The sequence below is a fragment of the Algoriphagus lutimaris genome, from assembly GCF_017051705.1.
GTDB lineage: Bacteria > Bacteroidota > Bacteroidia > Cytophagales > Cyclobacteriaceae > Algoriphagus > Algoriphagus lutimaris.
Window position 1 is genome coordinate 633,967 of the sequence record NZ_JAFIDJ010000001.1, and the last position, 15,190, is coordinate 649,156.

The 15,190-nt window shown below is 38.8% G+C and carries 12 protein-coding genes; 6 read left to right on the top strand and 6 right to left on the bottom strand.

Annotated features, from left to right (window positions below):
* Positions 1-747 carry a 3-keto-disaccharide hydrolase gene (locus JYB62_RS02505; RefSeq protein ID WP_205645394.1) on the bottom strand — a complete coding sequence of 249 codons (747 nt, stop codon included), beginning with the start codon at positions 745-747 and terminating at the stop codon, positions 1-3.
* A 230-nt stretch (positions 748-977) separates the two neighbouring features.
* Here JYB62_RS02505 and ypfJ point away from each other — a divergent pair, with 230 nt between their 5' ends.
* A complete protein-coding gene (gene ypfJ, locus JYB62_RS02510; RefSeq protein WP_205643866.1) occupies positions 978-1,877 on the top strand; it encodes a KPN_02809 family neutral zinc metallopeptidase in 900 nt (299 codons plus the stop codon).
* A 6-nt stretch (positions 1,878-1,883) separates the two neighbouring features.
* Here ypfJ and JYB62_RS02515 read toward each other — a convergent pair whose 3' ends face one another.
* Positions 1,884-3,128 (bottom strand): Nramp family divalent metal transporter, encoded by a 1,245-nt coding sequence (locus JYB62_RS02515; RefSeq protein WP_243431425.1) that lies wholly within the window; start codon positions 3,126-3,128, stop codon positions 1,884-1,886.
* Positions 3,129-3,189: 61 nt separating this feature from the next.
* Here JYB62_RS02515 and JYB62_RS02520 point away from each other — a divergent pair, with 61 nt between their 5' ends.
* From JYB62_RS02520 to JYB62_RS02535, 4 genes are all read left to right on the top strand, one after another.
* On the top strand, positions 3,190-4,203 hold the full coding sequence (locus JYB62_RS02520; RefSeq protein ID WP_243431426.1) for an alpha/beta fold hydrolase: 1,014 nt from the start codon (positions 3,190-3,192) through the stop codon (positions 4,201-4,203).
* Entirely contained in the window at positions 4,193-5,437 is a 1,245-nt protein-coding gene (gene rmuC, locus JYB62_RS02525) for a DNA recombination protein RmuC (RefSeq protein ID WP_205643867.1), read from the top strand. The genes JYB62_RS02520 and rmuC overlap by 11 nt, the downstream gene beginning before the upstream one ends.
* 165 nt (positions 5,438-5,602) lie before the next feature.
* A complete protein-coding gene (gene trkA / locus JYB62_RS02530; RefSeq protein WP_205643868.1) occupies positions 5,603-6,949 on the top strand; it encodes a Trk system potassium transporter TrkA in 1,347 nt (448 codons plus the stop codon).
* Between the two features lie 2 nt (positions 6,950-6,951).
* Positions 6,952-8,400, top strand: a complete 1,449-nt coding sequence (locus tag JYB62_RS02535) for a TrkH family potassium uptake protein (protein WP_205643869.1) — start codon at positions 6,952-6,954, stop codon at positions 8,398-8,400.
* Here the strand turns inward: JYB62_RS02535 and JYB62_RS02540 are convergent.
* Positions 8,397-10,856, bottom strand: a complete 2,460-nt coding sequence (locus JYB62_RS02540) for a ligase-associated DNA damage response DEXH box helicase (RefSeq protein ID WP_205643870.1) — start codon at positions 10,854-10,856, stop codon at positions 8,397-8,399. The genes JYB62_RS02535 and JYB62_RS02540 overlap by 4 nt on opposite strands.
* A 226-nt stretch (positions 10,857-11,082) precedes the next feature.
* On the opposite strand from JYB62_RS02540, the gene JYB62_RS02545 reads away from it, so the two are divergent.
* Complete coding sequence (locus JYB62_RS02545; protein ID WP_205643871.1) at positions 11,083-11,547, top strand: hypothetical protein; 465 nt, start codon at positions 11,083-11,085, stop codon at positions 11,545-11,547.
* 64 nt (positions 11,548-11,611) lie between these two features.
* Here JYB62_RS02545 and JYB62_RS02550 read toward each other — a convergent pair whose 3' ends face one another.
* The 3 genes from JYB62_RS02550 to JYB62_RS02560 form a co-directional block, all read right to left on the bottom strand.
* A complete protein-coding gene (locus JYB62_RS02550; RefSeq protein ID WP_205643872.1) occupies positions 11,612-12,208 on the bottom strand; it encodes a hypothetical protein in 597 nt (198 codons plus the stop codon).
* Between the two features lie 14 nt (positions 12,209-12,222).
* Positions 12,223-14,535, bottom strand: a complete 2,313-nt coding sequence (locus JYB62_RS02555) for a TonB-dependent receptor (RefSeq protein ID WP_205643873.1) — start codon at positions 14,533-14,535, stop codon at positions 12,223-12,225.
* Between the two features lie 186 nt (positions 14,536-14,721).
* On the bottom strand, positions 14,722-15,156 hold the full coding sequence (locus tag JYB62_RS02560; protein WP_205643874.1) for a hypothetical protein: 435 nt from the start codon (positions 15,154-15,156) through the stop codon (positions 14,722-14,724).
* Between the last annotated feature and the right edge of the window lie 34 nt (positions 15,157-15,190).

The following is a 15,190-nucleotide window of genomic DNA, read 5'->3' on the forward strand; positions in this document are numbered from 1 at the left end:
TTAGAAATCTGTGCTTTTTCCATCTAAATCCAATTTTTTGATCCAGATATTTCTATAGTAAACATCATGTCCTTCTGCTTGAAGTTTTAAACCTCCTGGAGTGTCAGTAATTCCTTTCCCTCCGTCATTTCCTCCATCGATGCCAGAATTGGGGCCTCCCCAAACTTGCTGGATCGGTTGGTCTTCATGAATTTTTACTCCATTGAAATATATAGTCGTTCTTGCCTTTTCTATCAACACGCCTTTTTCAAATCTTGCTGCTTTGAAGACAATGTCATACGCATTCCATTTTCCTGTACCGTTGTAGGCATCAGTAGATGGTATTTTTTCATTGATGATAGCCGCCATTCCATGATTGGTGTTATCTCCATCAAGAATTTGGATTTCATACCTGTTCTGCAAATATACTCCGCTGTTTCCTCCTGGATCTTTTACAAAAAACTCTACATGCGCTCTGAAATCCCTGTATTTGGTTTTCGTTACAATATCGGCAGCTCCATATTTGCCTCCAGCGCCCGCAGGGTCATTACTACTGATTACTGGTCCTCCATCGATTGGATCCGTAGTAGCAGGCCATTTTATTGGCATGGTACTGGAGAATCTTGGTCCTTCCCAATATTCCCAGTTTTTATGCAACATTTTTTCGGTGCCGTCAAGCAAAAGTTTTGCCCCTTTTATTGGTTTGACTCCAACTCCTGTTTGGGCATAAGAAGAAATTGAAACGGCAGCTATCAGGAGTATTGCCATCGCTGATTTTGCTAGGAGTCGTTGGGTTGTAGGTTGTAAAAGCATGTGAAGGGTATGATTGAATTTAAATTAATTGATTTAAGCCACGATTGTGAATTTGAAAAATAGCTATTTTTAATTATTGAACGGTTATCAGATTATCGTAATCTATTTTCAGTAGTCTAAATTACCAAATCTGTCAAAAAACAATATCTGTTTAATCTTATGTTTAACTAACAAATTTTTACCCAATGAAATGGCAAGGAAAAAGACAAAGTTCCAATATAGATGACAGAAGGGGGAAAAGTGGTTCAGGAATGGGGGGTGGAGGATTCAATCCACTTTTAATTGGCCCTCTGTTAAAGCTGCTTTTTTCGAAAACAGGCTTAATCATAGTAGGGATTCTTGTGGTATTTTCAATTGTAACAGGAATCAACCCCTTGACTTTTGTGGGAGGGATAATGAATGGAGGAGGTCAAGGATTTGCCACAGAGAGCAATTATGAGCCCACTGCAGAGGAGGAATTATTAAAAGATTTTAGTGCTACGATCTTGGCCAATACAGAAGAAGTTTGGAACCGGGAATTGGAAAATTATCGTAACCCAACCTTGGTGTTGTTTACTAATTCTGTTTCATCTGCCTGTGGAAATGCTTCTGCTGCAACTGGTCCTTTTTATTGTCCGGCAGATGAGAAATTATACCTGGATTTAAGCTTTTTTGAAGATATGGAGCGAAAATTAAATGCACCCGGTGATTTTGCCCAAGCTTACGTGATCGCACACGAAGTAGGGCATCATATTCAAAAAATAATGGGGATTACCGATGAGGTCCACAAATTAAGAGGTCAACTAAGCGAGAAAGAATACAATCAATATTCTGTAAAACTTGAACTTCAAGCTGATTTTTTGGCCGGAGTATGGGCGCATTATAGCCAGGAATCCATGGATTGGATGGATGAAGGTGATTTAGAAGAAGCTCTCAATGCAGCCAATGCGATAGGGGATGACCGTTTACAAAGACAATCTGGAGGAAGAGTAGTTCCGGATTCATTTACCCATGGTACTTCAGCCCAGCGGATGAAATGGTTTAAGAAAGGATTTGATACCGGAGACTTATCTCAAGGAGATACCTTCAGTGCTGCTGACTTATAATATCCTTTACCAGATTCCGAAAACTGTACCAATACTTTTTAGCCCAAGGACAAGGGTGATGATCCAGATAGCTAAATAAATAAGATTACTTCTAAAGCTGCTTTGGAGGTTTCCCATGATAGATTTTTGAGCACCAATCCAAATAATCCATCCACTGATCAGGGGTAATAAAATTCCGTTTGCCAATTGGGACAAGGTGATTAATTGAACCGGTTTGATTCCAAAGGATGCAAAGGTCAAGCCCAATAATAGGACCAAGCTCATGGATATTCTCATGGTTTTGGATTTTAAATCCTGATCCCATCCAAAAATCCCACAAACTACCAAAGCAGCGGCTAATGGGGCCGTTAGCGAGGAGGTTAAACCCGCGGCCATAAACCCTATGCCCATCAAGTATTTTGCGGTGGCTCCAAATACGGGTTCTAGGCCTTTGGAAACATCCATGGCATTGCTTACTTCAGTGCTCATGCTACTTGCTCCTACTAATAGGATAGCCATGGATACCAGACCGCCTAAGACCACAGAAATCCCAATATCCTTTCTCATCCAAGAAATACCTTCTTCTTTTTTCCATCTCTTATTGGCTAGACTGGCATACAAAAAGAGATTGTAAGGGACCACGGTTGTTCCTATCAAAGAGACGATGGTTAAAAATTCCTGATTGTTCCAGCTGGGAATAAATCCTTTGAAAACCATGGACCAATCAGGGTTCGTAAGTAGAGCTGTAACCGTAAAGGCAATGGACATTAAGATAACTAGGGCGATGAATAACTTCTCGAGACTTTTATAGTTACCTAAATATAAGAGGGCCAAGGAAATGGCTCCAATTAGAAAGTTTCCAGACTGTATTGTTAACACTCCTAATTTCAAAGTAGGAGCTTTCCAGAATATTTCCAGTCCTAAATTGGCACCGGTAATATTACCAGATTCGTAGGCTGCATTTCCCAGAACTATGGCTAGCAAAACTAAAACCATAGAAATAAGTTTAAAAAGAGTATTGGATTTGCTATTTCGTAGCAATTGGCTCAAATCTTGTCCTGTACTAATGCCTATTCTTCCGGAAATTTCCTGGAGTGCAAGCGTGGCACAAATGGATAAAATCAAGGCCCAAAGCAGGGAGTACCCAAAATTTACTCCGGCAAGGGTGCAGACTGTAACAGTTCCTGGTCCAATGAATGCTGCTGCAATGACTGGTCCGGGACCAAGGTTTTTGAAAAAACGGGAAATAGACAAATTGAAAGTTTTCTGCAAAATAGAGATTTAAGAGATTTTTTGTAGATTTTAATTGAAAGCAAATAAAAGCTTAAAATAAATGATGGTCTGGATAAAAAGAATCGGAAAAGTAATTCTTACACTGCTTTTGGCATTGGTATTCTTTTTATTGCTTTTATATAGAAATGACATTTCACATGAGAAAGTGGATCAAAAATATGCTACCCCTCAATCTCATTTTATCAATGTAAATGGTCAGAATGTCCATGTAAGAATAATGGGGGAGGGAGATCCTATACTTTTACTTCATGGAAGTTTTTCTTCTCTCCATACCTGGGAAAGTTGGCAGGAAGAATTAAGCCCATATTTTATGACCATTTCTCTTGATTTTCCTGGACATGGTTTGACAGGTCCTGATGAGTTACAGCGCTATTCGATTAAAGATTATAGTCATCTTGCCTTGACCTTGGCAGAGAACTTAGGTCTAGATAAATTCCATGTGGCAGGTAATTCTATGGGAGGGGCTGTCGCCTTGCAAATGGCATCTACAAGACCCGATAAAGTGTTGAGCTTGAATTTGATTGATGCCTCAGGCGCTCCAATGCCTTCTATCCGGAGTTTGAATGAGGAGGATGAAAGTCAAAGTCAAGGCTTGATTTTTAAGCTTACTTCCAACCCTATTTTTTCAAAACTATTATTAAAATGTACCCCAAAATTCCTCTTTGCCATGAATATGAAAGAGGTGTATTTTGATTCCGATAAAATCACCAGTGATAAAATAGATCGGTATTATGAATTGATGCTAAGAGATGGAAATAGACAGGCTACTTTGGATCGATTGTCCATCCCTAGGGAATATGATTTTGACTTCGATGTAGTAAAAATGCCGACACTGATCATGTGGGGAAAAGAAGATAAATGGATCCCATTAAAACAAGCATACCTCATCGAAAATGCAATTCCTGGTTCCCATTTAGTAGTATTTGAGGAAGCGGGACATGTTCCAATGGAAGAATTACCGACCGAAACTGTCGCAGAATATCTATCGTTTTTGGGGGTAGAAATTAGGAAGGACTACATTAAGGGTCCAAATTACTTAACCCATGCCTACTGAATCTTTGTTGATCATTGTACTTGTTGCCCAAGTAATCATCCTTTTTCTGATTTTTTATAGAAGGAACGACTCCTCTCAAAAGGAACTGTTGCAATCTGAACTCCAACGGATTAGTAGGGAGGTGGAGTTGGCACTGATTCAATCCAGAAAAGAGGCCAATGAAAATCTAACTTCTCAATTTCGGTTGGTTTTTGACAATCAACGTGCCACATCAAGGGATCAAAATGAAGCGTTAAAAGCCTTTGGTGAGGTTTTTAGAAGGAATGTTCAAGAGTTTAATTCCCTACAAAAAGAAAAGTTTGAAGATCTCAACCGAAGGCAAGATGAATTGATGAAAACGACCGAACTTCGGCTTGAAAAAATCAGAGAAACAGTAGATGAGAAGCTTCAAAAGACCTTGGAAACCAGATTGGGGCAATCATTTGAAATGGTAAGTAAACAACTTCAGTCCGTACAAAAAGGCTTAGGGGAGATGCAGAGCTTAGCTAATGGGGTAGGTGATCTTAAAAGGGTACTGAGTAATGTGAAAAGCAGGGGTGTTTTAGGAGAATACCAACTTCAGGCCATTTTGGATAATGTATTGACTCCGGATCAGTATATCTTGAATGCTGCCATTGGACAAACTGGAAGAGAGCGGGTTGAGTTTGCAGTGAAAATGCCTGGAAATGAATCTCAAGTGCTATTACCTGTCGATTCAAAATTTCCACAGGAATCTTATTTGAGGTTAGTAGATGCGTATGATTTAGTCGATAAGTCAGCTATTGATTTTGCTAGAGCGGAATTGATTAAAGCTGTCAAAAAAGCTGCTTCAGATATCAGAAACAAGTACATCCAGGTTCCACATACCACAGACTTTGCTATTCTATTTTTACCGGTCGAAAGTTTGTATGCTGAAATATTGAGAGAGCCGGGTTTATCCCAGCAGATTCAGCAGGAATATAAAGTGTTAATTACTGGACCGACTACGTTGTCAGCGATCTTAAATAGTCTACAGATGGGGTTCAGAACCTTGGCGATTCAAAAGAGGAGTTCTGAGGTTTGGCAAGTTCTTGGAGCTATTAAGACAGAATTCGGGAAATTTGGTGAGTTGATAGAAAAAACCCAAAAGAAATTAGGAGAGGCAAATTCTGAACTCGATAAATTGGTAGGGGCTCGTACGCGGGCAATTCAAAGGAAATTGAAAGATGTGGAGGAACTACCAGAAATTGAAAGCTCAAAATTATTGGATGAGTGAAACCAAAAAACTGAATTTTTAGAGAAAAAAGTAGGAATATATTGAACAGAAAAGATCATATTAACTACTTTGAAACTTGAATTGCAAAAGATTTAGGATATATGGCTGATTGCCATGTAGAAAGGTGTTAATTTTGCAGCTGTTTAAATCACTCGAATTACCTCTATGGCGATGAATATCGTGATTGCAGGCGCAGGAGATATGGGATATCACTTGGCTGAGCAATTAAGTTATGATAATAAGGATATTACACTGATTGATACGGATCGGGAAGTACTGGAATATGTGGCATCGAAGTTGGATGTATTGACAGTACAGGGAGATTCTACCTCTTTTGAAGTCCTTCAACAAGCGAATGTGGAGCGGGCGAATATGGTTTTGTGCGTGACTACTTCCGAAAAGACAAACATTGTCACAGCAGTATTGGCGAAGCAGCTTGGAGCCAAAAGAGTAATGGCCAGAGTGAGAAACCACTCCTATTTAAATCCTGAGAACGTAAATTATTTCAATAATCTAGGAATTGATAATTTGATTTCTCCTACCATGCTTTGCAGCAGGGAAATCTTCAATATGATCGAGAATTCCAGCTTTACGGAAGTCTTTGACTTTGGTGGAGGTAAATTGAATATTGTTGGGATCACCTTGGATCAATCTAATCCCTTGGTAAACCAAAGGATCATGGATACCAAGACGAACCCAATCTTTGAGGATATCCGAATTATCGCCATCCTTCGAGATCAAAAAACGATCATTCCAAGAGGTAGTACCATCATCCGAAACAATGATCATGTGTTCTTTATTTCCAATAAAAAGAATACTGAAAGCATCATGGAAGTATTAGGCCAAAAGAAGGTTACCATCAAGAATGTGATGATTATTGGGGGAGACGATATGGCCTTGACCACCGCATTGCGATTGGAAGACCACTTTAGAGTGACCTTGGTAAATAAGGATAAGGAGAGATGTAAATGGTTGGCAGAGAATCTTAGCAATACTCTAGTCATCAATGGGGATTATAAAAACATTGAATTGTTAGTTGAGGAAGGCTTGGAGCAAATGGATGCATTTTTGGCATTGACAGAGTCTTCTGAAACCAATATCATTACCTCTCTGACTGCCAAAAATCATGGGGTGTATAAAACCATCGCCCATGTAGATACCCGTGAATACATTCATATTTCTCATAGTATCGGAGTGGATTCTTTGATCAACAAAAAGTTGGTTGCGGCAAATGAAATATCAAGGTATTTGAAGAAAGGAACTGTGGATGCAGTGTCTGGGATCTATGGGGTAGATGCAGAGTTTATCCAGTATTCGGTTTGTAAAACCAATCGACTTGTAAAAAAGCCGTTAAGAGAACTTCATTTTCCAGATTCTGCAATCGTAGCTGGAGTAATTAGAGGGGATAAAGTATTTATTCCGGATGGAGACTTTTTACTTCAAATGGATGATAAAGCGATCGTTTTGGCCCTTCCTGAAGCAAAACTTCCTCTCGAAAAACTTTTTCATTAACTATGATTCACTTTAAAGAGATCGCCAAAATCATGGGAGCCCTCTTGGTGCTTATTTCACTGTTGATGCTTCCTGGAGTTGGTTTTTCGTTGCACTTTAATGAAGATCCCTGGCCGGTTTTAAGTTCTGTGGTGATTACCATGGTCATCGGAGGGATTCTGTTTTTTTCCTTCTCTAAACAAGATCAAAATATCAGGAAGCGGGAAGGTTATTTAATTGTTTCTTTGAGTTGGATTTTTATGGCGGGATTTGGAATGCTTCCATTTATTCTCAGTCATGAAATTTACTCTTTTTCGGATGCTCTATTTGAAACTACTTCTGGAATCACCACCACAGGAGCTTCCATACTGAATGACATTGAGGCTATGCCCAAAGGACTTTTGTTTTGGCGAAGCATGCTTCAATGGATAGGAGGTTTAGGGATTATCGTGTTGACTGTCGCGATCTTTCCTTTATTGGGTATTGGTGGAATTGAATTATTTGTCGCAGAATCACCTGGGCCTACTTCTGATAAGGTACATCCAAGAATCTCAGAAACTGCCAAGCGATTATGGTATGTATATGTAGGTTTGACGGTCGCTGCTACCTTGTTGTACTGGGTAGGGGGGATGACTTTCTATGATGCTATAAATCATGCTTTAACTACTCTGGCAACAGGTGGTTTCTCTACTAAGAATGCAAGTATGGCCTACTATGATTCTGCATTTATCCAATATACTGCTATCTTCTTTATGTTTTTGGCGGGTACTAACTTTACGGTTATTTATTTCGGATTAGTTGGAAAGTTTAAAAGAGTGCTTAAAAGTGATGAGTTTAAGGCCTATGCTTTTATTGTATTTGCTACCTCTGTGGTTTTATTTTTCCCAATATTTACGAAAATTGGATCGGATGCTGAGTTAGCATTTCGTAAATCTGCTTTTCAGGTAGTATCGCTCATTACTACCACCGGTTTTGTGTCAGATGATTATACCCAGTATGGTCAAGGAATGACATTCATTTGTTTTATATTATTATTCGTAGGTGGATCTGCTGGTTCAACCGCAGGTGGAATCAAATTCGTGAGGCACCTTACCTTTTTCAAAAACTCTTATTTAGAATTTAAAAGATTGGTTCACCCTAGGGCCATCGTACCTCTGATTATTAATGGAGATCGAGTTACTGGTAGAATTGTAACTCATATTATGAACTTCCTTTTGTTGTACCTGTTGATCTTTGTATTTGGAGCATTTGTCCTATCCATTATGGGATACGATCTAGAGACTTCATTAGGAGCAACAGCCACTTGTTTGGGGAATGTTGGACCAGCTATTGGTAAAGTAGGGCCAGTTGATAATTTCTCATTCTTCAGCCCAACTGCGAAGATTTTTCTTTCCTTTATTATGTTGCTGGGAAGATTGGAGTTATTTACGATTCTGATTCTTTTTACTCCATTCTTCTGGAGAGCAAATTAATCTTGAATTTCAAATTGTGACTGGATTTTGACGATTCTATCTTCTATAGATTCGGAGGATATGGAAGTTCGACTCAAACGGTCCACCATGATGGGAAATGAAAATGGGGTGAATTGAACAGGGGTTTTAAGAATAATTTGTTGGGCATTTATTTTATTCAATGCCTTGATCATCTTTTCCTGATCCATTTGTTGATTGATGGCTTCAGCATGCGCTTGTTTGAGCAATAAATTGTCCGGATCATAGGATTCAAATACTTGAAAAAGCAAACTAGAATTCGCTTGAATATGCTTAAAAGTGGTGGGTTTTCCGGGATAGCCCTGGAATACCAAACCTGCAATACTTGCAATTTCCCTGAATTTTCTTCGGCTCATTTCACTTTCATTGACGCAATGACGAATATCTTCCTGGAAGTTATCTAGGGTAAATAAATCTTCCTCTAAAAGCTCCTCAATTTGAATAGGGCGATCTGATAAAAGTTCAAACCCATAATCATTCATGGCAATGCTGAACGTAACTGGCTGACTGATACTGATCCGGTAAGCAATTAGCGCACTCATTAATTCATGAATCATCCTTCCTTCAAAAGGATAGAAGAATAAGTGGAAACCTTCTTTGCTTTGATGAGATTCAATTAAGAATGTGTCTCTATCCGGTACAATGGATAGTTTATTTTGTAAATCCAGAATTGGCAACACTCTCACTATCTCCTCAGAAATGTAATTTTCTTGGTTGTAATACTCGAGGATTTCCCTGATTTTATCTGAAAGCTTGGAGGAGAGGGACATTCTAGCTCCCATCCAAGAGACTACATTTTTGGTCTTTTTTTCGGAAACTTTTACTGTGGCAGTAAGCCCTTTAACTTGAAGGAGTTCCAAACTTCTGCCTGCAAAGAAGAAGCGATCCCCGATTTTCATCTTTGAAATGAAGAACTCTTCCACGCTTCCTAAATACGCTCCGTTTTTAAACTTCACTTTGAGCATCACTTCCGAAACAATCGTACCCATGGATAGTCGATGCTTCATAGCGATTCGTTTACTTTTCACCCGGTAAAGCCCATCTTCATCCAGGCTGACTTTGAGGAAGTCCTCATAGCTTCCCAAGGATGCTCCTCCTTTGGTAATGAAGTCCATCACCCAGTTCATTTCTGCTTCTGTAAGGTTTTCAAAGGACTTGGTCTGTTTGACCACCAGAAAAATTTCTTCAGGGTTTAGACCTTCACCAACAGCGAGCGTAACTAAAAACTGAATCAGTACATCATAGGGGAGTTCTGGTGGAAATTGAGATTCCATCTCATTGTTTTCAATGGCATCTCGAAGTGCTGAACACTCAATTAATTCTAATGCATTGGTAGGAACAAAGAAGATTTCAGAAGGCAATCCTGGTTGATGACCCGCTCTCCCTGCTCTTTGAATAAATCGAGAAACTCCTTTAGGGCTTCCCACTTGGATTACTCGGTCTACTGGTCTAAAATCAACGCCTAAATCCAGACTGGAGGTACAAACCACTAATTTTAACCTTCCTTCATGTAAGGATTCCTCTACCCATGATCTCACTGACATATCCAAAGATCCATGGTGCATGGCGATCCAACCTGCCCAATCGGGTCTTGCTTCCAATATCTTTTGATACCAGATTTCTGTTTGAGAACGGGTATTGGTAAAAAGCAATACAGTTTTACCTGCTTCAATAATAGGAATGACTTTTTCAAGCATCCGAATTCCTAAATGTCCTGACCAGGGGTATTTTTCAATTTCTTCAGGAAATACTGGATGTACCAAGATCTCTTTTCCAATATTGGCTTTTACAATATGGGGAGGAGATTGGTTCCCCAATAAAGCTCCAGCAGCTTCCTTTAAATTTCCAATGGTAGCAGAAACAGCCCATCTTCTAAAAGTAGAAGGACAAATGGATTGAATGTACTCTAATGCCAGCTGAACCTGAACCCCGCGTTTATTACCGACTAATTCATGCCATTCATCTACTACGATGGCATTTACAGTTTGGAATAACTTTTTATGGTCTTTCTGGGAGATCAACACATGTAGTGTTTCAGGGGTAGTAATCAGACATTCTGGAGGTCTTCTTTTTAAAGCTGCTCGGGTTTTTGCATCCGTGTCTCCATTTCTTACAGCAATTTTCCAAGGTAGCCCGATTACATCACAGACTTCCTGCATGGCCAATTGAATGTCTTTGGATAAAGCTCTTAGTGGGGTTACCCAAATAATTTGTATTCCATTGTTCTTGGGCTTTTTCCAAGTACCTGGATGTTGCTGGATATATTCCAAAATTGCGGGAAACCACAAGGCGAATGTCTTCCCCGAACCGGTAGGGGCATTCAATAACCCAGATTTGCCATCCAAAAAATCATTCCAAGTTTCAATCTGAAAGGGAAAGGGCTTCCAACCTTTGGTCTGAAAGTAATCAAATGCGATTTGTAGCCTATTTTCTTTCATGAATTTTACTTTTGAAAAAGTATTGCAACCGTGAAAATGTGAGATTTCTTCGATGAAACCCATCAATCGAAGGGAATTGTCAATTTTTATTTTGGTAGCTAAGACTACTGATTCCTACGATTAATTGTTTGGGTTTGACGTTGTATACTGATTCGAAATGTTTCACTTTTGAGTTTAGAGAACATATGAGGAGTGAAAACGTTTCACTGGAGAACGAATATTATCTATGAGGATCTTAGTTTTAGCATTTGTTATTGGAGTTTTGTTTGTTGGATGCACAGAAGTAGAAAGACCTTCTCGATATGTGAGATCCACAATTTATGAGTTGCAGCAGGCAAGTGATTATGAATATACTGGAGAATTAGAGGTAGGAGAGTTGCCTACTGGAGAATTGGAATTAGTAATCACCCTAAAAGGAGCGAAAGGTAGCACAGCAGTCACATATCCTGCTCATTTGCATTACGGTCCTTATGGAACTCCAGACGCTCCAATGGCCGCGATGTTGAGTCCAATTTATGCCAGTTCCTTGGTAGGAGCAACGATTTTATCTGAACTTTCAAATGGAAATGTGATCAACTACGAAAGTTTCCTGACTTTTAATGGACATGTGAAAGTACACCTTGCCAGTGAAGGACCTGACTATGAAGTGATTTTAGTGGCAGGGGATGTAGGTGCCAATTATCAACAATAAAAAATATCTTTGGATACAAAACAAAAAAGCAGCTGTTAAGCTGCTTTTTTGTTTCAAGTCTTGATTAATTTAAGACCAAAGGGAAAGTTAGATCCAAATCTGTTTCACCTCCTGCCTGTGTGAAATTTTCAAAATTAGGATTATCCGCTCCAGGAAAATTCTTGTCCAAATCATGTCTTAATATTATTCGCATGTTGGCATTGTTGAATCCTGGGAATTCAGCCACTTCCACTTGCCCTTTAAGTCCAATGATCTCTCCATTTAAGTCATCGTAAGTGTAGGTTAATACAGGAGAACCTACAAATGCAGTTCCTAGGAAATAAAATTGATGTTCATCAGACTCTTCCTGAACTTCTTCAGTGATATCTTCATCTGCAATGGAATTGTAAAGGAAGATTTCCATCTGATAGGATTTTCCTTTCACTAATTCCACTGTCTCAATGGTAGGATCACCTAATTCCACTCCCTGAGGATCTGATGCGACAAATTCAAAAGGGGTTCCAATGGCATTGCCAGATGCATCCACCTCTGTAAATCTCAAAGTTACGTCTGTGATTAATTCTTCGTCATTTTCAGGAACTGGATCTTCACTTTTACAAGAAGCAAGAGCCAAAGAAACCATCATTGCAATTAGTAGAGTAGGTTTTTTCAAGTAATTCATACGTTGGTTAAAGTTTAAAATTGGTAATTTATTTTTAAGAGAATGTTTCTTCCCATATCATCCGTGAAATAACGGAATCGATTCATATACTCCTTATAAGAAGTATTGAATAGGTTTTGAATTTGTATACCTAGGTTCAATTGATTTTCGCCGAAAATAAATTTCTTTTGGTATGCTAAGTTGAATAAGGCATACGCAGGAGGGGCTGGAGCAAGATCAAAATCAGGTTCCCTCTTTTGCTTGGCTACTAGCATGTTGCTCAAGGTCAACTTATTGGTTTGTGAATTTTTTAAAGACCCAAATTGGTATGCTAGACCCCAATCCATTCTATCTGAAGGAATGAATGGAAAATAATTGTTTTCATCTGTGTTTTTTGCCCGGATGATTGAACCCTTAGCATAGGCGCTTAATCGTTCGGTAAAAACATAACTTCCAGAGAAATCAAATCCATAAAAGAAGGCATTAGCCTGTAGGTATTCATAGACATTGAAAGTTCCTCTTAAGGAAACATAGGTTTCCCCGGTTGGATTTAAATAGATGTAATCAGAAATATGGTTTGCGTAGGCAGTAAATTCCAAATGAGTTCTTCCTCCATCATATTCCAAAGCGTTCACCCATTTGAGAGATTTTTCAGAATTCAAGTCTGGATCGCCAATTTCCACCGCAGCTGCTCCATGGTGCAATCCTTCACTGAATAATTCATTTACATTAGGAGGTCTCCAAGCGGTTCCTAGGTTAGAATTGAAGGTGACTTTCGGGCTGATTTGATAAAGCCCCCCTATAAATGCAGAGAAATTGGTATAGCTTAAATCCGCTTCTTGGAGCTCGGAATCAACATACCTAGCCGTATTGACTGATCGTGCATCGAAACGTAAACCGCCTTCCAACTCTAAAGGACCTTTGCTATATTTTTCAATGGCATATATCCCCAGATTGACCATATCATAATTCGGAATCAAAGGAGTGACACCAGTCCCTGGTATATTGTTATTGGCCTGCTGGATCGCGTTTAAACCAAAACTCCCACTCCATTCATTTTTCAAATTATGATCAACAAATAAGTCAAAAGTATTGGTAAAAAGTTGGAGATCTAAACTTGGTTTTTCGTTTAAATCACCCCTTCTTTTATCAAATTCCTTTCTGTTATTGGTTTGGAAGCCATATTGAAAATTCAATTTCCAAGTGTCAGAAAGATGGTAATGAGATTTAACTTTTGCTAAATGATGTGAAACTACCTGCTTGGGATTGATGATTTCATAAGTGAATCCTGGGTCTGAAAAAGGTCTCCCATTTTCAATAATAGCAAGCAAGTCATCTAAATTACCAGTATGGGAATCCCTTAAAATCCCTAAAGTGGTATTAAAATAACTATAGTATCCTTCTACACCTAACTTGGAACTGCTATACCCCACAGAACCAGAGAAATTTAGCTCACTTAATCCTGTATTTCCCTGAAAGTAATCCGGTGATTTAATGTTTCCAGCCCTCTTGGCAGAGGCTTGAACCTGGTAACCTAATCCTTTGATTTTATTGGACCCATCAGCATGGGAAACGGAAATATTGCCCATTCTTCCATTGGTTCCTCCATTGAGATAAATATTGGTCTTTGGGTCTTTCTTAGTAGGAATAGGGGCTGGGTTTACTAAAATTACTCCACCCATTGCCTCAGGTCCATATCTTACTGTTTCAGCCCCTTTGATAACTGTAATCTCATCTGCTACGAAAGGATCAATTTCTGGTGCATGTTCTGCTCCCCATTGTTGACCTTCCAATCTGATTCCATTATTGAGAATCATAATTCTATTACTGTGCATTCCATGAATGACAGGTTTTGCAATGCTATTACCTGTGGAAAAGGTGGTTACTCCAGAAATACGTTTGAGACTTTCGCCTAAATTTTCACCTCTCGCTTCCAGCAATGCTTCTCCATATAGAGCTGTGACTGCTGTTGTGGTTTGTACAGCAAATCGATGTCCGTGAATTTCCACACCTCCTAAATCAAGGGATTCTTCTTCCAGTCTATAGGTTTTGTTGAAGTTGTTGGAGGATAATGAAATACTATCTTTTATTTCCTTATGGCCTAGGTATTGGATCGTGATGTGATATTCTCCTTGGCAAAGATTTTTGACTATAAAATTCCCATTTTCATCAGAAACTGCTCCAGTGGCACTTTCTATTACCCAGATATATGCTCCTTCAATAGGATCATTGTTTTCTTGGTGCAAAATCCTACCCCTAATGGATAAATCACATTTTTGGGCAAATGTGGTTTTGGAGCCAAAAAGGAGGATCAATGATAAGAAAATAGAGAATTGTATAAGTTTCACGAAACAAAAATAGAATCCATTTTCAGATTAAACTAGTGTAAATGAAACAAAGTTGCAAAAATGTGAAATAGTCTTTGTTTGGCTATTCAAATGGCAAATTCAAAGGACAGATTGTTCAATTTTGGTATTAGGAAACAAAAAAGTCCGACAATAATTTGCCGGACTTAAATTGAAGTTTTCAGGAGATCACCCTAACCAAGCTGTCCAAGGTATTCTTGAAAGTAATAATACCAATCCAATCGCATACATCATGTAAATGCTACGGAAACGAGCTCTGGGAATGGTTCCTTTTTTGGCTTTGCTATATCCTATGGTAATAATCACAATCGCAATGATATTGACCAATGGATGCTCTACAGCAGTTAATCTAACTGCAGAATCTGACATAGCGGAACCAGATTTTAACATTTCAAATCCGAGGGGGCTTACAAAATAGAGGATTAGCCCCACAGTCAATTGAAGGTGAGCAAGGATAAAACCGATCAATGCAATTTTTCTATCCTTATCAGTAAACTGTTTATTAGATAAGCTGCCTATAAGGGCATAAATGACAATAATAATAAGGGCCAATAGCACTAAATAAGCCAGCCCTGAATGTAAATGTTGTAATCCTGTATACATGCTCTTTTATTTTGATAGGTGAAAATAATTGAAT